Genomic DNA, 20,485 nt, shown 5'->3' on the forward strand with positions numbered 1-20,485 from the left:
TTAGCACCCTGCCCTTTTACCCGATAACAATCCACTCACCGATGGCAAAACATAGTCCGGCTTCCAGGCTGAACTCCTCAAATCATCCTCTGCCGTTATACCGCTAAGCACAAGTGCCGTCTTCATTCCTGCTTCAATGCCCATCCGGATATCCGTTTCAAGCCGATCGCCGATCATCACACATTCTTCTGGCTTAAGCTGCAGTATTTTCAGTGCGGCTTCAATCGTCAGAACGGACGGCTTTCCAATCTGTACATCAATCTTTTTCCCCGAAACCGCTTCTACAGCGCCGATCATCCCGGCACAATCAGGAACATCGCCAACTTCCACTGGACACGTCCTGTCAGGATTAGTCGCGATCATTTTTGCCCCAAGCTTCACCGCCTGGTAAGCGAAATTCAAATGATCATAGTGAAAATCGCGATCCCATGACAGCACAACCACATCGACCTCTGATGGTGCCATTCCTTCTCGAAACCCGGCCAGTGTCAGTTCATCCTTAATTGGCTGTTCGCCAATAACATATAGTGAGGCATCAGGATGGTGCTCCCGCAAATATTCAATTAAGGTAACCGTCGGGTTCAAAATGTTCTCGAGGCTTGCATTAATATTGAAACTGCGCAGCTTTTCGACATAACGCTGACGCGACTCAATCGTCTTGTTTGTCAGGAATAACACTTTCTTTCCTTGATTGAGTAGGGAGTTGATCACAATATCCGCTCCTTCAATCAATTGCTTGCCCAGATATACGGTGCCATCCAAGTCAAAAATATACCCTTTCAGATCTCTCATCGGTCTCCTCCATCCAATAAAAAATTCCCTGAGCATGACGATTTCTCCAATTTATCAATTGGATGCCGTCATGCCCAAGGAATCTCCTCATCTCTATCCTTGTTTTTATTCACTTATACTCGTTTCGTCATCAGGTCTTCGCCGATGACAACCTTTGATAATCCTATCCTAGCTACCTCTTCTTCATACGGTTCTTTGTCAGACAAATGAACTAATACGACCTCATCGATTTTTTCCATATCATACTTCTCGACAACTTCAACGAGACTGCTGTGGTTGCCAGCTAATTTACGGGCTGATGTTGCTTCATGAATCAATAGATCAATATGGTCATAACGTCGGATACGTTCGTTGATTTCCGTATCGCTCGAATAAACAACTAATCGATCAGCACATTGCACTTCCAGCCCGACTGTAGGCACTGAATGAAGCGCTTTGAAGCAGGAAAATGTCATCTTACCGCCTGATAACAGCCGCTCTTCCTGATCACCATCAAATGTTTCAACCTCAATCGGAAATGCAATCGGCCACTTGTCTGCTTCCATTGTCGAAAGCCAATCCTGAAGTTTTTTCTTATTGCGGTAATCGCAAAGAATCCGTAATGGCTTTTTCCTGTCTTCAAGCCACATTCCCCACAGCAAGGATGGCAGTCCATAAATATGGTCGATATGGAAATGAGTGAATACTACTGCATCAAGCTCACTTAAATCCACTTGCAGCTGCTTCAGCTTTCGGCATGGGTTGCCACTGACATCGATCAGTACATGATAACCGCCATTCGAAAAGCAAATTGAAGTATTGTCACGCTCTGAACCCGGATAGGCACTTCCCGTTCCTAAAAAATGAATATCCACCATATCACCACCTATTTTATTCCTGAATGCATGAAGCTTGATACGAACTGTTTTTGGAAAATGAAGAAGGCGACCACTAAAGGCATGATGACCATTACCGTACCCGCAGCGACCATTCCCCACTGCGCTCCCGTTTCATAAGATTGGGCAAACAACGCCAGTCCGACGGTCAACGGCCGGGACTCGACAGAATCCGTGATAATCAACGGCCACATGAAGTTGCTCCAATGGTGACTGACGGACACGAGTGCAAATGCAATATATGTCGGCTTCGCTGACGGAATGTAGACATGCCAGAGTGTCTGATACCATTTACAGCCGTCTATTCTCGACGCTTCATCGAGATCAAATGGAACTTGCTTGAAGGTTTGACGCATTAGGAATACCCCGAATGCTGATGCCCAATACGGCATCATGACAGCCAGCTTCGTATTGACGAGCCCCATCTGGCTAATAACCTGGTAGTTTGGGAACAGGAGGATTTCAGGCTGAATCATCAGCTGAAGCAAAAACAGGATGAACAGAACATTCTTCCCCTTGAAATTCAGCCTCGCAAAAGCATAAGCCGCAAGTGTAATCGTGATTAACTGGACAATCAGGACTCCGAAGACGATCACGAATGTATTAAAGTAATACTGTAAAAATGGCGCAGTCTCCCATGCTTGCACATAGTTTTCAAGCGTCGGATTGGATACCCAGAAGGGAAAACCGCCATTGATCACTTGATTCCCTGGAGAGAAAGAAGTAATGAAAACCCAGAGCAGCGGGATAAACGAAATGATCCCTAAAATGATTATGATGCCATAGTTCAACTTTTTCACGTATTCTTTCCCTCCTTAATAATGGATTTTTCGGTCAAGGTATAGATAGTTGAAAGCTGTGATTCCCAGCATGATGACAATCAAAATGACAGTCAGGACGGCAGCTTTTCCAAGATCCCAGTTCGTAAAAGCCGCTTCATAAATATGATAGAGTAATAGATTGCTGGCATTATCCGGTCCGCCCTTAGTCATAATGTATAAATGGTCAACGTTCTTGAATGAATTTGTTATTGCCACAATCATGACGAACAGCGTCGTTGGCATCAACAGCGGGAACGTAATATGCCGGAACATTTGGAGTGGTTTTGCTCCTTCAATCTCAGCAGCTTCATAGACATCTCTCGGCAAATTTTGCAAACCAGCTAAATAAAATATCATATAGAAACCGGCATCCTTCCATATGATCATAAAAATCATCGCAATCATTACTGTATTGGGATTCCCCAACCAGTTTGTATCGCCAGCACCAAACAAATGCAGGAAGTTACCGAGCAGCCCGTACTGAGGGGTGTAAATGAAGAGCCAAATATTCGCTACGGCAATCAACGGAACAATCGTCGGGTAAAAAAACGCCGTCCTTAACAAGGAACTTCCAGCCATTTTTTTATTCAGCCAGATGGCAAGATACATCGCCAGGAACAAACTCGTCGGCACCGTACCAATCATGAAAATGACGTTATTCAGGATTACCTTCCTGAATATCTCATCACTAAAAACTTCTTTATATTGATCCAGTCCGGAAAACTGCAACCGCGTCATCGGTCCACTGTAGAAGCTTAACTGGAAAGACTTGAGTGTCGGGTAAAACGTAAACAATGTTAAAAAAATGAAAGAAGGAAATAGCAATCCGTAGGCAAACAGATTGTGCCTCATACTTGAACTTAATATTTTCCGCTTCGAATCCATCAAATCAGCCCACCTTTCTGGTGAATAAAGAGAGCCCAAGTCAGCGAAATGTCCACTTGAGCTCTGCTCCATTCAGTCCACTGCTGCATCTGTATTACTGAAAAGGTTTCAGCACTTCTTCCGCTTTTTCCTGCGCTTTATCCAATCCTTCGTCAACTGAGCTTTGACCAGTCAAGATTGATTGAATATGGTCATTGAAGATTTTCTGCACCTCACCATTTTGGTAGGTGGCCAATTCACTATCCGCATATTCCAGTTGCTCACGTGCAACAAGTGCAGGCGGGAATTCCTCGACATATTTCTTCAACAAGTCAGTTTCATAAGCAGATTCTCTAGTCGCTACATAACCTGTATCGATTGACCACTGTGCGACACGCTCAGGTTCTGTAAGGAACTTCATGAACTTGATTGCAGCTTTCTTGTTGGCTTTTGGAAGATCCTTGAATAAGTAAATGTTTCCTCCGCCAGTCGGAGAACCATATTGATTGTTCGCTGGCAAGAAAGATACTCCGAAATCAAAGTTCGCATTGTTCTTCACATTCGTCAGGTTGCCTGTCGTATGGTACATCATTGCAGTTTTTCCACTCAGGAAGTCAGAAGGAACGGTCGCCCATTCAATCACACCCTCAGGCATGATCTTGTGCTCTTTCCCAAGGGACAGCCAGTATTCCATTGCTTCTTTCGCGTAAGGCTTGTTGAAATAAACTTCCTTTCCGTCTTCAGACATGATGTTGTCTTCCGTTTGAAGTGCTAAAGCCTGGAACATCCAATACTGGTATCCAGTACTCGGAATTTCTAATCCCCATTGATCCTTGCCGCCATTTTTCGTCAGCTTCTTACCGTATTCAACCAGCTGATCCCAGTTTTCCGGTGGAGCTTCCGGATCCAATCCGGCCTCTTTGAATGCATCCTTGTTGTAGTAAAGGACAATCGTACTGCGCTGGAATGGCAAGCTGTACACCTTATCCCCGATAGATGAGTTGGCCATAAACCCATCATAGAAATCATCTAAATACTCCTTATCAAACAAAGGTGTTACCTCTTCGATCAAGTCATTTTCAAGCAAAGTGAAAAGATCGATGGAGAACAAGACAGCCAGTTCAGGCGGATTCCCCCCCTGCGACGAAGCCATTACCTGTGTCATGGTTTCAGCATAACTGCCACCATATTTCGCATTAACCTTAATGTCGGGGTTTTCTTTCTCAAAATCTGCTACAATTTTATCCACGATTTTCGCTACATCCCCGCCAACCGCAACCGGGAACCAGAAATCAATCTCAGTCTTTTCTTTCGTTCCAGCATTATTGCTGCTGCATCCAGCAATGCCAACCAATAAAACAAAGATTAATGATAAAAGCCTGACTTTCATGCCATTTCCTCCCCTTTGTATCTATTTTTTTCATAAAAAAACCCATGAACAATAAACTGCACCACAAATAAGTGTCATGCATTTTATTGGTCACAGGGATTCTCCTCATCTCTTCCCTTAGACAATAACCTGTCTAAATTAAATATCTGATTATTCATAATAATACAACACTGACTAATTATTGGCAATAAAAAATCCCAAATTATCTTAGTTACATTTAGGATTTAAAGGGTCATCAAAAATATTGTCTTTAATTATTGGGACAAAGGAAAACTCTAGTGTTCTAAAATCCTTTATTTGATTTTCCGAATGGAACATGAGAACCTTCGCATTATAATAAAATCCAGACAAGAAGCTGGATTCACGATTTGGTAAATATCACCGAAGACCAGTACGAAGTATCTTTAATAGGATATGATGAAGAATAACCCGGGGTTTTCGGGGTTTAATTTTAGTTTCGGCAGGGGGATGGTTCTTGCGCTCCAAGGTTGTGATTAACTTCCGAATTTATAAATATTTGATTTGGACTCCCGAACAGGACATGAGAACCCTAAAAAGAGTAATACCACTATCCACAACCTAAAAAAGGAGCGTAAAACAAATGCCTTACGCTCCTCCCCATTATTTTAATTCCTCAATGGGACATCCTACATTATTTCTTGATTAACTCAAGCTCGACCGGGATAAATTCTTCTACTTTATCACCATTCTTCACCTGGATGGCTGTTTCAACTGCCTGTTGTCCGATCATTTCTGGCTTTTGGGCAACTGTTGCGGCCATTGTGCCTTCTTCGACAGCTTTTACTGCATCGTCAGTTGCATCGAATCCAACAACAATGACATTTTCAAGACCGGCAGCTTTCAATGCCTCTACTGCACCTAGTGCCATTTCATCGTTGTGAGCGAATACAGCCTGGATGTCCTTGTTGCTTTGAAGCAGGTTTTCCATGACAGAAAGTCCTTGTGAACGGTCAAAATTCGCTGGCTGCTTTGCCACTACTTCAATTCCGCTTGCTGCTGCAATTGCTTCGTTGAAACCTTTGCCGCGCTCACGTGCTGCGGATGAACCTGGGATACCTTCTAATTCAATCACTTTTCCTGATCCGCCAAGCGCATCAGCCATGTATTCTCCAGCCATCTTGCCGCCAGCTGCGTTGTCAGATGCGATATGCGCAACTACCTCGCCGCCTTCTGCACTTCTGTCAACCGTGATGACCGGGATACCTGCATTATTTGCAGACTCGATTGCTGCTGTAATCGCCGCTGAATCTGTTGGGTTGATCAAAAGAACATCAATGCCTTTTTGAATCAAGTCTTCTACATCACTTACTTGTTTTGCCGGGTCATTTTGAGCATCTACAGTCGTAATGTCGATTCCTTCTTCTTTTGCTTTCTTTTCTGCGCCTTCTTTTAACGTAACAAAGAACGGGTTGTTCAGTGTTGAGATGGAAAGCCCAATTTTAACCTTATCATCTTTTGAGCCTGTGTCTTTACTGCCTTCATCAGAACCATTGCCATTTTGGTCAAGTGAGCAGCCAGCCATGAATACTGCAGCTATTAATGCAAGTAATAAACCTTTAAAAAGACCTTTCATTTATAATTCCTCCTAAATTTTTATTATTATTAAGCCGCTTTTTTGCGGTCTAACAATACTGCAAGCAGAATAACTCCACCCTTTACAACTTGCTGATAAAAAGAAGATACATTCAGCAAGTTCAAGCCGTTATTCAATACACCAATGATCAAAGCGCCGACTAGTGTTCCGAAAATCCATCCTCTGCCTCCAGAAAGGCTTGTACCACCTAAAACTACCGCAGCGATTGCATCGAGTTCATAAGAGACACCTGCAGTTGGCTGTGCTGAATTCAGCCTTGAGGTTAGTGTCGTACCAGCAAGAGCCGCAAGCAATCCAGTAAGGGAATAGACACCGATTTTAATACGATCAACTCTTAGACCAGATAAAAGGGAAGCTTCTTCATTTCCTCCAATTGCGTACACACCCCGGCCAAATGTCGTCTTTTTAAGCAAGAAATATAGAATTGCATAAGTAATCAGCATCGTGATGACCGGAAATGGTATTCCCAAAAAGTACCCTTTTCCAAGCATTTGGAAAGATACAGCATCAGAAAGTCCGGTAATCGGACGTCCTTCTGTATAGACAAGAGTGAAACCCCGGTAAATCGTCATCGTTGCCAGTGTTGCAATGAACGGGGCAACCTTACCTTTGGTGATGATCAGGCCGTTTATTGCACCCATAGCCGCACCCGCCATAAGGCCAATCAGTAAAGCAAGAATTGGATCAGTTCCGCCAGCCAGCATTCCTGCTGTCAGAGCTGACGACAATGCGAGAATAGATCCAACTGATAAGTCAATTCCACCAGTCAAAATAACAAATGTCATACCAAATGCAATTAATGCATTGATTGAAACCTGGCGCAGGACGTTGAAAATATTATTTACAGTCAAAAAGTCCGCGCTCATGACTGATAGAATAATAGCTATTAGAAAAAGTCCGATTAGTGGTCCAAGCTTTTGAAAAACATTAATTTTTTTCATGAGTTTTCCCTCCCGTGGCGGCCTGCATGATTTTTTCCTGGTCAGCGTCTTCCCTGTTGAGCATCCCTGTCAATTTCCCTTCATGGACAACCATGATCCTGTCACTCATTCCGAGGATTTCAGGCAGTTCAGAAGATACCATGATGATGGCAACGCCTTTTTCTGTAAGTTCATTCATGATTGTGTAAATTTCTTTTTTGGCTCCCACATCCACTCCGCGGGTCGGTTCATCCAAGATCAGGACCTTGGGGTCGATACCCAGCCATTTGCCAATAACGACCTTCTGCTGGTTTCCCCCGCTCAGTGATTTGACAGCCTGCTCTCCGCCAGATGTCTTGACCTTGAGCTTCTCAATCATTGCTTTGACATAATCGGCTTCTTTTTTATCAGCCATAATGCCTTTGTTGGAAAACCTCCGTAAATTGGTCAAAATCAGATTCTCACGAACACTCAGACCGAGGACCAGACCTTCATCTTTCCGGTCTTCTGTTATGAAACCGATGCCTGCCTTTATGGCATCATATGGGCGTTTGATTTTGACTTCCTTCCCATTCAGAAAAATTGTTCCGGATATAATCGGTCTTTTTCCGAAAATCGCTTCCATGATTTCCGTCCTGCCGGCACCCATAAGCCCCGCTACTCCCAGGATTTCGCCACTTTTTACAGAAAAGGAGATATCACTAAAAGCGTTCTCTGCCGTAAAATTCTCGATTCGGATTCTCTCTTCACCAGGTTTGCCGGTTCTTGCAGGAAAGCGTTCGCCAAGTTCCCGGCCAACCATCATTTTGACGATTTCTTCAAAATTTGTTTCTTTAATCTGCTTTGTTCCGACTGACTGGCCATCACGCAAGACGGTAATCCTGTCACACATCCGGAATATTTCTTCCATCCTGTGAGAGATATAGACAATGCCTACTCCCTGCTCTCTAAGCTTGTCAATTACCTTGAAAAGAACTTCAATCTCACGGTCAGTCAATGCCGCGGTGGGCTCATCCATGATCAGCACTTCAGAGTTGGTGGCAACAGCCCTCGCAATTTCAATCATCTGCTGCTGGCCCACAGATAGACTCCCAGCTTCTTGGTCCGGATCGAGCTGTACTCCAAGCCTTTCAAGATATTCCTTCGTTTTACGCTTCATTTCCTTCGTTTTCATCAACCCTATCTTCCCATGGGTCAATTCCTTGCCGAGGAACATATTCTCCGCAACTGTCAGATAGGGAATAATGTTAAGCTCCTGGTGGATGACGGTAATGCCAGATAACTCAGCTTCTTTAGCCGATTTGAAGCTGACTTGTTTACCTTTAACTTCAATTGCACCTTCATCTTTTTGATAAATTCCAGTCAGGATTTTCATGAGCGTGGACTTTCCTGCACCATTCTCTCCCATTAGTGCATGAATTTCTCCAGTTTCAAGCTCAAAATCGACCTTATTCAGTACCTGAACGGGGCCAAACGATTTTGAAATCCCTTTCATTTTAATGAATTCCATTAGAATATCACCCCTGCATGCAAAATGATGTTTGCATATGGTGTTGCTTCTCCCGTTCGGATCACTGCTTTGGCTTGTGCCGTATTCTTCTTGAAGTCTTCATGAGTTACCGACTGAATCTGGCCTTTATTAAACTTCTCTTGAATGAAAGACAGTATTTCAGGGTTGTTCTCCTGAATTTCATCGGCAATGGTGGCTTGTTCAACCTCCATGTCTTCAAGAATGGCTTCAAGCGTTTCGATAAACCCGGGCGTCCCGATTTTAAGGGATAGGTCAATTCTCTTCACTCCGTCAGGAATAGGCAGTCCGCAATCCGCAATCACAATGGTATCTGTATGTCCCAAATTAGCGAGAACCTCAGCTATATGACTGTTCAAGATTCCTTGCTTTTTCATGCTCAATCCCCCTTCCTGTCACTCAAAAATTCTTCTACTTCGGCCCTTGTCGGCATTCCTGATTGTGCTCCAAGCTTTGTAACAGATATCGCACCTGCAGCAGCAGCTATTTTGCAAGCTTCTCTTATAGATTTCCCCTCAAGGATTGCGACTGCTAATGCGCCATTGAACGTATCGCCAGCTCCCGTCGTATCGACCGTCTCAACTTTGAAGCTGTCCTGATGGCATTCCTGTTCACCTTCGTAAAAAGCTACTCCCTTTGAGCCCTTAGTTATGATCAACTTTTCTCTCAGTGAGGCGGGATCCATAACAGATGCCAGCAGGAGCTCAGCTTCATATTCATTCGGTGTTATATAGTCGGTATTTGCAATCAATGTTTCTGGGAGGCGCTGGAAGGGTGCTGGGTTAAGGATTACCTGTTTTCCATGTTTTTTTGCAATCTGAGAGGCCATTTCAACAGACTCGATCGGAATTTCCAGTTGCAGCAACAAAAGGTCACTTGCTGCTATTTCCTTTTCCAAACTTTCAACAAGTTCAGGTGTAACCATGTTATTAGCACCTGGAACAACAATAATTGAGTTATCACCCTCGGATAAAACGATTGTAGCTATTCCAGTTTTCTCATGTGTAACCGGTTTCACATTACTTACATCAATTTGCTGTTTTCGCAAATAACCGAGATATTCATGTCCAAAAGCGTCATCACCCACTAAGCCTATCATGCTGACTTCCGCTCCCATTTTTGCAGCGGCGACAGCCTGATTTGCCCCTTTGCCCCCGGGAATGGTGAAAAATTGATTCCCAAGGACCGTTTCTCCCCTGTTTGGAACAATATCCGTCTGGGTGACTAAATCCATATTAATACTGCCGATGACAGTGATTTTTTTTGCCATTAAACATGCCCCTTTCTATGTTTGTGTGGAGCGTTTCACTAATAGTTCAACTTGAAACGTGGTTTCCTTCTGGTGAATGGGCCTTCCTTCTATTAAATCCAGCAGCATGGAAGCTGCGGTCGATCCCATCTGATAAATCGGCTGTGAAACCGTTGTCAATTCTGGTGAAATAATATCCCCGAATTCAATCCCGTCAAATCCTACTACCTTGAGCTGCTCCGGAACTTTATAGCCGAGCAGTTCAGCTGCCTTAATCACACCAATGGCCATAACGTCATTGCCCGCAAATATCCCATCGATGTCAGGATATTTTGTTAACAACTTAAAAGCTGCCTGCTTGGCCGATTCAATTTGATACTCCGCAGGAAAAATCAGATTTTTATCGTACAATCCCGCTTCAGTGACAGCATCTTCATACCCTTTTAATCGATCTTTAGCGTTTGCAATATTTTCAGGTCCGCTGATATGGGCAACCTTCACACACCCACATTCTATTAGATGCTGTGTAGCCTTTCGGGCACCTTCGTAATTGTTGCAGGTAACATATGGAATCGTAGAATCCAAAGGTCTATCAAGGGCAATAATTGGAAAATTATAATGTGAAATATGCTCAGGTTTAAGCGTATTGGATACAACCAGAACTCCATCAACATATTTCTGCTGTAGCATATCAAAATAGCGAATTTCCTTATCGATCTTGCCATCACTATTACAAAGGAAGACAGTGAAATCAGACTCACTCGTCACATCTTCAACAGCCCTTGCCAGCTGGGGAAAAAATGGGTTATTGATATCCGGGACAATAAGTCCAATCGTCTTCGATTGTTTTTTAAATAAACTGCGCGCCACGGAGTTTGGTTTAAAATTCATTTCCTCGATTGCGGCTAATACAGTTTTTCGTGTGTCTTCATTGACGTATCCACTGTCATTCAAAACCCTGGACACAGTTGCAACTGAGACCCCAGCTCTTTTAGCCACATCTCTCATCGTAACCAATCTTTTTCTCTCCGTTTCTCTCAATCTTAATTTCTGTAACCGGTTACATACAGTATAAATGTCATAGGTTAGTTTGGTCAAGGAAACTTTTTTTCTTTTAAATCCGGATAGAAAAATTAAAGGGAAAATCGATCTTTGTCTCACCCCATTAACAAATTTTGTAATCATATATTCAGATGAGTGTCTTTATACCGGTAAATACAATAAGAGGTACGCTTTTTCGGGTGATAGGCTTTTAGTTCAAATTTGATAAAGTTAAATAAGAGAAATATATAATTACGTCATGGTGGGGTCATTATATGCAGTGGTATTTAAAGGCAATAAAAAATTACGCCAATTTTAAGGCAGAGCAAGGCGTAAAGAATACTAGATGTTTACTTTATTTAACCTAATAATTATTGGTGCGCTCTATCTTTTAGAAGAGGCAGCGAATTCGGATTTTTTGTTTGTACACCTAGCTATCTATTATTTATTTATGCTGATTCCATCCCTTTCTGTCACAGTTCGCAGATTAGATGATATTGGCCACAGCGGCTGGATGTACTTAGTTAATTTCATTCCTTTGGTCGGTGGAATTATCTTACTGATCTTACTTGTTTTGATAGCGAAGCAAACAATTACAAGTATGGCATGAACCTTAAAGTTCTTAAGAAAAAAATTATTCCAAAACGGATGCTAAAAAATGAGATTTATTATCCAGTGCGACTTTCTGCTGCAAAGCGTCCAGGACGTCATGAAGGCAGTAACAAGTAGAATGACGATCCCCATTTCGATTGGTATCAAGATTGTTGCAAATGAAGAGGAGTAACTCTTACAGGCAGCGATTCCGATATTTCCATTGAATCTTTCCTAAAGAAGAAGACATTTACTATCAACATTCAATAGGCTAATTCACTACAAAACCTGCTGGATGACTACCTTAACGTTTGTTCAAAAATGATGATGTATCTTAAAATCTCATGTGCTTTCTTTAAATTTTAAAAAAGGCCCAATGAGCAGTAAATAACTGCTCATTGGGCCTTTTTTCACGTACGCAAACGATGCGATGTATTATCCTGCCGCAATCACTCCTTTATCGCTTTCTCAAGGGCTTCTAGAGAAGTGTTTTATCACCTTTCAGATAGGCAAATCGTCCAATCGAGGCGAATCATTTACTTTTAAGCTGTTTGAGACCATGCTTAATGGATAGAGTTGAACGGGAGATGATCCGCCCAAGTCCAGCTTCACCAAAATATATCGACTCCCGAATTGGATAGGAGAACCGTCCTTACGTCCCTTCTTTCGTTCCAATACTAATTAGTAGGTTGGAGAAAAAAGCTGCTCGTTCAGGGATTTGGCTGATGATTATGTGTTCGTTTCTTGCATGGATTCCGTCTCCAATGATACCGAGACCATCTAAGGTTGGGACTCCCATGTTGGCTGTGAGGTTTCCATCACTTCCTCCTCCAACAGAAGCTTCTTTTAACTTGATGCCTTCTTCTTTTGCTGCTTCTTTTGCGGTCTGGAAAAGGATTTTTGTATCTTCGTTTCGTTCCATCGGTGGGCGAGAGACGCCTCCTGTAACCTCGAAACTTGTACCCTCTGTGAAAGGTGTCAGCTCACAAATTATTTCATCAATTCTTTCCTGTTCTTCACTGGTTATCGCCCGTACATCAATGCCAATCTCTGCATGATCAGCCACGACATTGAGCTTGCCTCCGCCTTTAATAAATCCAACATTGACGGTGGTTCCAACCTCGTAATCCGTCAAGGACTCTAAAAAATCGATGGTTTTGGCAGCCTCTTGAATAGCACTAGCTCCTTCATGATGGTTGTTGCCAGCGTGGGCAGCCTTCCCTGTAATATCAATATAATACCGCGCTGAACCCTTTCTTGCCGTTTTTAAGGCACCCGTCTGAACAACGGGGGGTTCCGTAACTAAAGCATAATCGCAATCTTTCGCTATCTCTTCAATAACATAGCGCGAAGACGGACTGCTCACCTCTTCATCACTGGTAAAAAGGTATACAATTTTCTTTGAGAACGGGATATTCAATTCCTTGATGGCTTTTATTGCCCAGATCGTTTGTACCAGGCCGCCCTTCATATCCAAGATCCCAGGCCCGTAGGCAAGATCGCCTTCGATTTTAAACTCTAAATCTCCAGGCTCCCATACTGTATCAAAATGGGAAAGGATTAAGATTGTTTCATCTCCTTCTCCGAACTCAAATTTCAGGTGATTACCGTATTTCTCTTCTTCCAACACTTCTGCATGTTTACCAAAGTAGTGAAACAAAAGCTCCTGAATCCTCTCTCCACACTGGTCGACGAGTTTTTTATTCAATGATGGAGAATCACATTCGACCAGAAACTTGATATCATCTAAAATATCTTGCAAATGGTCCTCCATAAACTGCCTTATGGAATCCATTAATATCACGCTGCTTTCTCATGTTGTATTTTATAAAGGCTGCATAATATTTTATGCAGCCTCAGAATATAACGATTTTACTATTATATCATTCAGAAGCATGGGGACGTACCAACTCAAAAAATATCAACCATGAACAAGGTGACAGGAAAAATAATAAAGGACTAGCACACATAATCGGTGAGTGCTAGTCCTTTATTATTACCTTAAGGAGATTATTGATTAAATCAGCAACAATGTTAAAATCGACAAAATTTAAACAACATGACCATTAGCAAACAAATTATTTGAGAAGAGTCATAGGAACCGTCCCTATGTCCCTCCCTATGTCCCTCACCACGTTCTCCGGGGTTTATATCCCGCGTTTTCAAGGAAACCTTTCTCTATCTCTTTTGGCAATCCCTTCATTACGATTTTTGCACCTTGAGCAGTGACAAGCATTTTACATGCCATTTCCAAAGTCTGCAATGCCATTCTTGCTTCCTTGAGACTGGTGTCATAAACCAACACTCCATGGTTTTCAAGCAACAGGACATTGGCTTTACGTGCTTTTTGAGCCACCGCCTCTCCCAGTGCCTGGCTTCCCGGGTGGTAATAAGCAACTCTTTCAACTCTCTCTAAATAGTACATGGTTTCGACAAACCAATTTGAAGGGATATCAATATTGGAGCAGGCAACCAATGTGCTGTAAAAAGGTGATGCATGAAGGACAGCATTAATTTCAGGACGGTTCTGATATATTGCCTGATGCATTGGCGTTTCCTTTGATGGTTTTTTCTCTTGAACCATAGATTGACCCAGTACAGCACATTCAACCAAATCCTCAGTTTCTAATTCACCAAGGAATGTTCCACTGGCGGTAATGAGGTAAGTATCCTCATTCACTCTGGCACTAATGTTCCCGGCGTTTCCCCATGCTAATCCGTATTCCATCATGAATTTACCAGTCTTGATAAGATCCTGTCTGTTAGTTTCGTAGTTTTCCAATGGAGCTCATCCTTTATTTAAATAGATTTACCAAACCAATTGATAGTGCTGGAATAAAAGTGAGTAACATTAATGTTATCAGGAGCACACCATAGTACGGCAGCATCCCTCTTGATATTTGGTCCAGCCGGATCTTGGCGATTTGGGATGAAATGAAGAGATTAACACCCAAAGGTGGTGTACACATACCAAGAGCCAGGTTAACGATCATGATGATTCCGAAGTGGACAGGATCGATTCCCAGTTGTGTGGCAACCGGTAACAATAATGGAGCCAGGATAATAATCGATGCGTTAGTCTCCATAAACATTCCCACAATAATAAGGAAAAGATTGACCAGCAGCAGGAAAATGATTGGATTTTCCGAAATATTTATGAAAAACTCTGCAACTAGCTGAGGTACATTTGCCCTGGTCATAATCCAGCCAAATAACCCCGCACTTGATATAATGAACATGATTGTTGCTGTCGTCACAGCCGATTGAGTAAAGATTTTTGCAAGTTCCTTTAATTTTATTTCTTTGTAGACTAAGACCCCTACGACAAATGCATAACCAACCGCTATACCTGCTGCTTCTGTCGGTGTAAAAATACCACCATAGATACCGCCAAGAATAATCACAGGCATTAACAACGCAAAGAATGCTTCCTTAATTGCGACTAGTATTTTCCTAAAAGATTTTCTTGGCTCCCTGACATAGTTATGTTTCTTAGATAGAACATAAACAGTCACAATCAAAGCAAAGCCAATAAGTATTCCAGGTACAAATCCTGCCAGGAATAAATCTCCGATTGAAACAGATGCTGTTACACCATATAAAATCATTGGAATACTTGGGGGTATAATGACACCTAGTTCTCCAGCAACTGCTTGCGTTGCACCAGCAAACTTGGGATCGTATCCCCTTCTGATCATGCCTGGGATCAGCATACTACCCAGTGCAGCAGTCGTGGCGGCACTCGATCCGGATATCGCAGAAAAAAACATCGCAGTTACGACTGTGACAATCGCAAGACCTCCTGGCAGATGGCCTGTAATAGCATTAGCCAGGTTGATCAGCCTTTTTGAAATCCCGCCGAACTCCATTAAGGTTCCCGCTAAAATGAAGAAAGGGATGGCCATCAAAGGGAATGAATCAATGGAAGTAAACGAACGCTGTACCAATACAATAAGTGGTGTTCCACCATCCCACCAAAGAGCAATGGCAGATGCAAGTCCTATGGAAACGGCAATTGGAACACTTAAAGCAAAAAATATCAACATAAAAACCATCAGTATTGCAGCCATCAGCTCTCTCCCTCCTTCTTCGTGGATAGTTCATCCAATATGACAGCAAGTGAATTTAATGCAAGCAAAAAGGAGCCAATGGGAATTGAGGCATATGGAATTGCCATGGATAATTGGAGACCTGGTGATGATTGCATCTGGACAAGAGGTAGCATATCGATTCCTTGCATAAATAAAATTCCAAAGAAAATAATTGAAATAATCATTACTAAAATAATGACAGATTTGCGCTTTTTACCCGTCAAGGTCTCCGGCAAGAGTTCTATCGAGATTAGTTTATTGTGCCTCATTGCTAAGCTGGCCCCCAGGAAAACGATATAAATCATTAAGTACCGGGACAATTCTTCTGACCACGTAAGCGGCAAATTAATCACAAAACGGCTTATAACTTGTAAGATGATCAGTACGGACATTACGCCGAGCATTAAAGCAAGGAGAATGCCAACCACCTTATTGATCGTGTCAATGGCTTTAACAACCTGTTGCATGGTAACTCCCCTTTTAGGAAAAAGTTTTCAATCCTTTTAAAAAGAGGTGGGCACTGGATCAACAATCCTGTACCCGCCTCACTTATTCTTTTATTTTGTATTTACAATACTGTCATATAGTTCTTGTGCTTCAGGAGATTTCTTAGCAAATTCACCATGTACAGTTTTTGCTTTCTCCATGAAAGGTGCTGTATCAACATCCACCACTTCCATGCCTGCACCAGTTAACTTTTCCAACAGTTCTTTTTCTTGCTCGTAAACGATTTTGTTTTCATATTCAGTTGCCTCTTTAGCAGCCTCTTCTACAGCTTTTTGCTGATCCTTTGAAAGTTTCTTGTAAGCAATGTCGCTCATAGTCAGCATGACATAACCATATACGTGGTTTGTGTTAATTAAGTACTTCTGTACCTCGTTCAGCTTTGTGCTTTCAATCAGTGCAACTGGATTTTCCTGTGCATCGATTACACCTGTCTGAAGTGAAGAGTATACTTCACTGAACGCCATAGGTGTCGGTGTTGCGCCCATTGCTTCCCACGCGGCGATGGAAGCCGGGATTTCAGGGACACGAATCTTGATTCCATCTAATTCTGACGGGCTTGTAATCTTTTCATTTGCTGTTAATTGGCGCGGAGTACGTTCCCAGAACTCAAGTCCTCGAACCTGAGCATTAGCCAGCAGATCTTCTTTCAACTTTTGACCGACTTCACCGTACAATACATTCTGCATGTGCTCACGATCACGGAATAGGTATGGAAGTTCTAAAATCGCATATGGCTCATAGAAGTTGGAGAGAACACCTGCTACAAGGGCAAAGTCAACTGAACCTAATTGCATTCCTTCGATCAAATCACGGTCATTCCCAAGTGTAGAGCTTGCATACAAATCAATTTTAACTGAACCATTTGTCTTTTCTTCCACAAGCTCAGCGAATTTTTTCGCGCCAAGATGCCATGGATCATTTTCAGCCGCAATATGTCCAAGCTTCAACGTAACCTGTTTTTCTTCACCTGATGATCCACTGGCACTTTTAGTAGATTCCTTTGCTCCGCACCCCAACAGAGCAATACTTAGAATGAATGTCATCATAATCAACCATGCTTTTTTCATTTTCATCTTCCCCTTTGTTTGTTTAATAAGATTAAAACTCTACGAGTACCTTCAAAGATGAGTCTTCTTTCTTATCTACCAACTGAAAGCCCTTTGCTGCATCTTGATAACTAAGCTTGTGACTAATAAGAGCTTCCTCATTCACATGCCCTGCTGCCAATAGATCGATAGCAGCCAATGTATCCTCTCTTGTATAAGTCATGCAGCCAATAATTTCTTTTTCCCCCTGTTGCAAATTGACAATGTCAAAGGTTTGAGTACCATGGAACATGGCAATAGTTATACATTTCCCCCCTTTCCTCAGAAGCGCAATGGATTGATCAATGATGCCAGGAACGCCCACAGCAACTAAGACCTTATCAAACTCGCTATCTATAAGCTTTTTAGCTTCTGACATCCAATCATTTTTGTTTGATATATTCATAGAATGTGTTGCACCCATTTTTCCGGCAGCTTCAAGCGCATAATCAATGACATCCGTAACAAGGATTGTTGTCGCACCCGCCGCTTTGGCAGCCGCAACAGTCAAAAGGCCAATCGGCCCTGCACCCAAGACTGCCACTTTATCGCCAAGCTGCACATCAGCCTTTCTCACTGCATGTACTCCTACAGCAAAAGGTTCAACCAAAACTCCCTGATCATAAGTCATGCCATCCGGCAATTTAAACACTGTTTCTTCTGGCGTTGCAAAATACTCTGCCATGGCGCCATACCAGCCTTTAATACCAGGTGCCTTTCTGTTGTTACAATAATTCACGTTTCCTGTCAGGCAGTCGTCACACTTTCCGCAGCCAGTCTGTGGCTCCACTGTTACCCTGTCACCAGCTTTAAAATTCCGTACATCGCTTCCAACCTTTACTACTTCCCCCGCAATTTCATGGCCAATAATCACAGGCGGCTTTCTGAAAAGATGCAGTCCCTTGTACGTATGAATATCGGAGCCACAAATACCTGCTACCTTTGTTGAAATCAACACTTCATTGCTTTCGACCTCAGGCAGTTCCACCTCTTTTACTACTACCTTATAGGCATCCTCAACATAAACCGCTTTCATTTTTGTCCTCCTTCTACTCCACAACTGACTTAATCAAGTAATTTCTGCTTAGACTTTTGCAAATGGTTCGTGATTAGATCTACTGCTTGATCATCCCCACTCTTCAAACTCTTATAAATCTCTACATGCTCCTGATGGAACTTGTGCATACGATGAGGGTCTTTTTTCAAATGCCTTAAGGTGATTCTATGGAGGTGGTCCTGATAATTCAGCAGCACTCGATAAATTTCCCGATTCCCGGAGAACTCGCATAATAGCAAGTGAAAAGCATGATCTTCATTCGTAAATCCTTTAATATCAAGCTCATCACATTTTGTTTCAGTATCTGCTAGATTCATTTCAATCAATCTGCATTGTTCTTCAGTCAACTTACCTGATATTTGGGTGAGAATATAACTCTCCAGCGCAATTCGCAGATTATAAATATCAATGATCTGGTCAATTGAAAGCGGATTGATGATAATGCCTTGCTTTGAAGAGACTGTGACAAAACCTTCAGTTTCCAATCGGACAAGAGCTGACTTTATTGGTGTTTTGCTCATTTGCAAGATTTCAATCAATTCTCGTTCAGATAAAAACGATCCCGGTGCAAAACTTTCATCTAATATCTGTTCTTTTATTTTCTGATAGGCTACATCCTTAAGGAGAGGAGCTGCAGCATTTTTCGTCTTCATTTCCATTTACTTACCACCCTAATGTTTCATTTGTTTATTACTTGGCGTCCCTAACATCAGAGAAATAATTTGGTCCGCCCAGTTGGCCTCCCTTTAACGCCAATTCAAATCCATTCATTTCTTCATCTTCAGAAAAGGTTTGGCACAAAGGAGCACCCGGTGAAACTTGACGTAATACTTCCAAACCATATACACCTAATTCTCTAGTGACAAATCCAGAAGTATCACCGCCAGCAACAATCGCTCTGGTAAGCCCGGTAGCTCGAATAATCTCCTTGCTCCACCTGCCTAGCTGCCTGCCGATGAGTTCGCCTGATTGGAATTCTGACATCCCCTTTTTAGCGAAGAGTTCACGAGTATCTTTAATGGAGGAATCATCTGGTCCCATTGCGGTGTAAAAAATGACGCTTTTTCCTTCGTTAATAAATTGAATTGCCTTTTCAATAAGCTCTGCAGGCATTGTTTCCTCTTCTAGAATCTGTTGGGGAGTTACCCTGATGCCTTGAAACCCATTTTCAATTGCGCTTACAATTTGTTTTTGTGTAACTGGGGAAGCACTTCCGGAAACGGCTAAAACAGGTTTACCTGAGCGTAACTCACTAGGATTTATGTTTTGTGCTGTATTTTGGATTCCTGCCTTTTTCCAATGTGTGGCAAGGGCATATCCTACCCCCGATGATCCTACGATGAACAGATTATGTTCCTTTGCCTTCTCCCAAATGAGCTGTCCGCTTACCCCAAGCCTGTCAACATCAAGTACATCAAATAGCAGCATCCCCGGCTCACTCATCTTGTTTTGGAAATATTCTCTGACCTTCTCAATCGGCCCCTCCAAATCGAGGATACTCATTAAGCCGACTCTTTCTGCGGATTGTCCGGACAGATGGACTCGCAAATCTGCTTCATTCATTGGGGTCACTGGATGTTTCGACATAACCGGATGTCGATCAAGTCGATATACCGCGTTATGCATTCTTGCGAAATGGTTGCCAAACAAGGTATACCGGCCAAGAGGGGGTGCACCGACTAAAAGAGGAATCACCTTTTGATCCGTAAAATACTCCCTTGCCACTTCAACTGCTTTCCCAATGCTGCCCACCTGGGGACTTGAGTCAAAAGTAGAACATGTTTTATAATGTGTAACTGTTGCGCCTATTTCTGCAAACCGCTCAAAGACCGGTCTAAGTTCCGCCTCCATATCTTCCGGTGTCTTTGCCCTGCTTGTTCCTGCAACCCCTATACATTGCAGGCCATCGAATTTCTCCAGCATTCGTTGCGATGGAGGTTCAAGGAACAGCACTGTACGATATCCACTGGAAGATAATGATTCCATTGCATCGGTTGATCCTGTGAAATCGTCTCCGTAAAAGGCCAGAAGCAACTCTGTCTGATTCATAATTCCACCC

The 20,485-nt window shown here is 42.6% G+C and carries 20 protein-coding genes and 1 pseudogene; 2 read left to right on the forward strand and 19 right to left on the reverse strand.

Annotated features, from left to right (window positions below):
* The 11 genes from QNH36_RS22220 to QNH36_RS22270 all read right to left on the reverse strand — a co-directional run bounded on the left by QNH36_RS22220 (position 1) and on the right by QNH36_RS22270 (position 11,071).
* On the reverse strand, positions 1-792 hold the full coding sequence (locus tag QNH36_RS22220) for an HAD-IIA family hydrolase (RefSeq protein WP_283904266.1): 792 nt from the start codon (positions 790-792) through the stop codon (positions 1-3).
* Between the two features lie 113 nt (positions 793-905).
* Positions 906-1,649, reverse strand: coding sequence for an MBL fold metallo-hydrolase (locus tag QNH36_RS22225; protein ID WP_283904267.1), 744 nt, complete (start codon positions 1,647-1,649; stop codon positions 906-908).
* 8 nt (positions 1,650-1,657) lie between these two features.
* Positions 1,658-2,467, reverse strand: a complete 810-nt coding sequence (locus tag QNH36_RS22230) for a carbohydrate ABC transporter permease (protein WP_251542722.1) — start codon at positions 2,465-2,467, stop codon at positions 1,658-1,660.
* 15 nt (positions 2,468-2,482) lie between these two features.
* Positions 2,483-3,373, reverse strand: a complete 891-nt coding sequence (locus QNH36_RS22235; RefSeq protein WP_283904268.1) for a carbohydrate ABC transporter permease — start codon at positions 3,371-3,373, stop codon at positions 2,483-2,485.
* 94 nt (positions 3,374-3,467) lie between these two features.
* Positions 3,468-4,742 carry an ABC transporter substrate-binding protein gene (locus QNH36_RS22240; protein WP_283904269.1) on the reverse strand — a complete coding sequence of 425 codons (1,275 nt, stop codon included), beginning with the start codon at positions 4,740-4,742 and terminating at the stop codon, positions 3,468-3,470.
* A 652-nt stretch (positions 4,743-5,394) separates the two neighbouring features.
* Positions 5,395-6,336: a ribose ABC transporter substrate-binding protein RbsB gene (gene rbsB / locus QNH36_RS22245; protein WP_144478214.1), complete on the reverse strand. Its 942-nt coding sequence runs from the start codon at positions 6,334-6,336 to the stop codon at positions 5,395-5,397.
* 29 nt (positions 6,337-6,365) lie between these two features.
* Positions 6,366-7,298 carry an ABC transporter permease subunit gene (locus QNH36_RS22250; protein ID WP_144478216.1) on the reverse strand — a complete coding sequence of 311 codons (933 nt, stop codon included), beginning with the start codon at positions 7,296-7,298 and terminating at the stop codon, positions 6,366-6,368.
* Complete coding sequence (locus tag QNH36_RS22255; RefSeq protein WP_283904270.1) at positions 7,285-8,787, reverse strand: sugar ABC transporter ATP-binding protein; 1,503 nt, start codon at positions 8,785-8,787, stop codon at positions 7,285-7,287. The genes QNH36_RS22250 and QNH36_RS22255 overlap by 14 nt, the downstream gene beginning before the upstream one ends.
* Entirely contained in the window at positions 8,787-9,182 is a 396-nt protein-coding gene (gene rbsD, locus QNH36_RS22260) for a D-ribose pyranase (protein WP_144478220.1), read from the reverse strand. Before rbsD ends, QNH36_RS22255 begins: the two co-directional genes overlap by 1 nt.
* Before the next feature lie 2 nt (positions 9,183-9,184).
* The gene (rbsK, locus tag QNH36_RS22265) at positions 9,185-10,075 is read right to left on the reverse strand and encodes a ribokinase (protein ID WP_283904271.1); all 891 of its coding nucleotides are present in this window, start codon (positions 10,073-10,075) and stop codon (positions 9,185-9,187) included.
* Between the two features lie 15 nt (positions 10,076-10,090).
* Positions 10,091-11,071, reverse strand: a complete 981-nt coding sequence (locus QNH36_RS22270; RefSeq protein WP_283904272.1) for a LacI family DNA-binding transcriptional regulator — start codon at positions 11,069-11,071, stop codon at positions 10,091-10,093.
* 370 nt (positions 11,072-11,441) lie between these two features.
* Between QNH36_RS22270 and QNH36_RS22275 the strand changes: the two genes are divergently transcribed.
* Together QNH36_RS22275 and QNH36_RS22280 are read left to right on the forward strand one after the other, a co-directional pair.
* The gene (locus QNH36_RS22275; protein ID WP_260983606.1) at positions 11,442-11,705 is read left to right on the forward strand and encodes a DUF805 domain-containing protein; all 264 of its coding nucleotides are present in this window, start codon (positions 11,442-11,444) and stop codon (positions 11,703-11,705) included.
* Positions 11,706-11,753: 48 nt separating this feature from the next.
* A pseudogene (locus tag QNH36_RS22280) lies at positions 11,754-11,923 on the forward strand (DNA polymerase III subunit beta); the annotation flags it as partial.
* Positions 11,924-12,338: 415 nt separating this feature from the next.
* Here QNH36_RS22280 and QNH36_RS22285 read toward each other — a convergent pair.
* The 8 genes from QNH36_RS22285 to QNH36_RS22320 form a co-directional block, all read right to left on the reverse strand.
* Positions 12,339-13,448, reverse strand: a complete 1,110-nt coding sequence (locus tag QNH36_RS22285) for a M20 family metallopeptidase (protein ID WP_349654829.1) — start codon at positions 13,446-13,448, stop codon at positions 12,339-12,341.
* Positions 13,449-13,814: 366 nt separating this feature from the next.
* Positions 13,815-14,468: a class II aldolase/adducin family protein gene (locus QNH36_RS22290; protein WP_283904274.1), complete on the reverse strand. Its 654-nt coding sequence runs from the start codon at positions 14,466-14,468 to the stop codon at positions 13,815-13,817.
* A gap of 13 nt (positions 14,469-14,481) precedes the next feature.
* A complete protein-coding gene (locus QNH36_RS22295; RefSeq protein WP_283904275.1) occupies positions 14,482-15,756 on the reverse strand; it encodes a TRAP transporter large permease in 1,275 nt (424 codons plus the stop codon).
* Positions 15,756-16,244 (reverse strand): TRAP transporter small permease, encoded by a 489-nt coding sequence (locus QNH36_RS22300; RefSeq protein ID WP_283904276.1) that lies wholly within the window; start codon positions 16,242-16,244, stop codon positions 15,756-15,758. Before QNH36_RS22300 ends, QNH36_RS22295 begins: the two co-directional genes overlap by 1 nt.
* Before the next feature lie 90 nt (positions 16,245-16,334).
* Entirely contained in the window at positions 16,335-17,351 is a 1,017-nt protein-coding gene (locus QNH36_RS22305) for a TRAP transporter substrate-binding protein (protein WP_283904277.1), read from the reverse strand.
* Positions 17,352-17,382: 31 nt separating this feature from the next.
* The gene (locus QNH36_RS22310; protein ID WP_144478234.1) at positions 17,383-18,405 is read right to left on the reverse strand and encodes a zinc-dependent alcohol dehydrogenase; all 1,023 of its coding nucleotides are present in this window, start codon (positions 18,403-18,405) and stop codon (positions 17,383-17,385) included.
* A gap of 29 nt (positions 18,406-18,434) precedes the next feature.
* A complete protein-coding gene (locus QNH36_RS22315; protein WP_283904278.1) occupies positions 18,435-19,085 on the reverse strand; it encodes a GntR family transcriptional regulator in 651 nt (216 codons plus the stop codon).
* Positions 19,086-19,116: 31 nt separating this feature from the next.
* The gene (locus QNH36_RS22320; protein WP_144478238.1) at positions 19,117-20,475 is read right to left on the reverse strand and encodes a four-carbon acid sugar kinase family protein; all 1,359 of its coding nucleotides are present in this window, start codon (positions 20,473-20,475) and stop codon (positions 19,117-19,119) included.
* Positions 20,476-20,485: the final 10 nt, after the last annotated feature.

The sequence above is a fragment of the Mesobacillus sp. AQ2 genome (genome assembly GCF_030122805.1).
Classification (GTDB): domain Bacteria; phylum Bacillota; class Bacilli; order Bacillales; family Cytobacillaceae; genus Mesobacillus; species Mesobacillus oceanisediminis_A.

Coding starts and splice junctions, on each gene's coding strand:
- QNH36_RS22220 (WP_283904266.1), bottom strand. CDS start 792: ATGAGAGATCTGAAAGGGTATATTTTTGACTTGGATGGCACCGTATAT.
- QNH36_RS22225 (WP_283904267.1), bottom strand. CDS start 1,649: ATGGTGGATATTCATTTTTTAGGAACGGGAAGTGCCTATCCGGGTTCA.
- QNH36_RS22235 (WP_283904268.1), bottom strand. CDS start 3,373: ATGGATTCGAAGCGGAAAATATTAAGTTCAAGTATGAGGCACAATCTG.
- QNH36_RS22240 (WP_283904269.1), bottom strand. CDS start 4,742: ATGAAAGTCAGGCTTTTATCATTAATCTTTGTTTTATTGGTTGGCATT.
- rbsB (WP_144478214.1), bottom strand. CDS start 6,336: ATGAAAGGTCTTTTTAAAGGTTTATTACTTGCATTAATAGCTGCAGTA.
- QNH36_RS22250 (WP_144478216.1), bottom strand. CDS start 7,298: ATGAAAAAAATTAATGTTTTTCAAAAGCTTGGACCACTAATCGGACTT.
- QNH36_RS22255 (WP_283904270.1), bottom strand. CDS start 8,787: ATGGAATTCATTAAAATGAAAGGGATTTCAAAATCGTTTGGCCCCGTT.
- rbsD (WP_144478220.1), bottom strand. CDS start 9,182: ATGAAAAAGCAAGGAATCTTGAACAGTCATATAGCTGAGGTTCTCGCT.
- rbsK (WP_283904271.1), bottom strand. CDS start 10,075: ATGGCAAAAAAAATCACTGTCATCGGCAGTATTAATATGGATTTAGTC.
- QNH36_RS22275 (WP_260983606.1), top strand. CDS start 11,442: ATGTTTACTTTATTTAACCTAATAATTATTGGTGCGCTCTATCTTTTA.
- QNH36_RS22295 (WP_283904275.1), bottom strand. CDS start 15,756: ATGGCTGCAATACTGATGGTTTTTATGTTGATATTTTTTGCTTTAAGT.
- QNH36_RS22300 (WP_283904276.1), bottom strand. CDS start 16,244: ATGCAACAGGTTGTTAAAGCCATTGACACGATCAATAAGGTGGTTGGC.
- QNH36_RS22305 (WP_283904277.1), bottom strand. CDS start 17,351: ATGAAAAAAGCATGGTTGATTATGATGACATTCATTCTAAGTATTGCT.
- QNH36_RS22310 (WP_144478234.1), bottom strand. CDS start 18,405: ATGAAAGCGGTTTATGTTGAGGATGCCTATAAGGTAGTAGTAAAAGAG.
- QNH36_RS22315 (WP_283904278.1), bottom strand. CDS start 19,085: ATGGAAATGAAGACGAAAAATGCTGCAGCTCCTCTCCTTAAGGATGTA.
- QNH36_RS22320 (WP_144478238.1), bottom strand. CDS start 20,475: ATGAATCAGACAGAGTTGCTTCTGGCCTTTTACGGAGACGATTTCACA.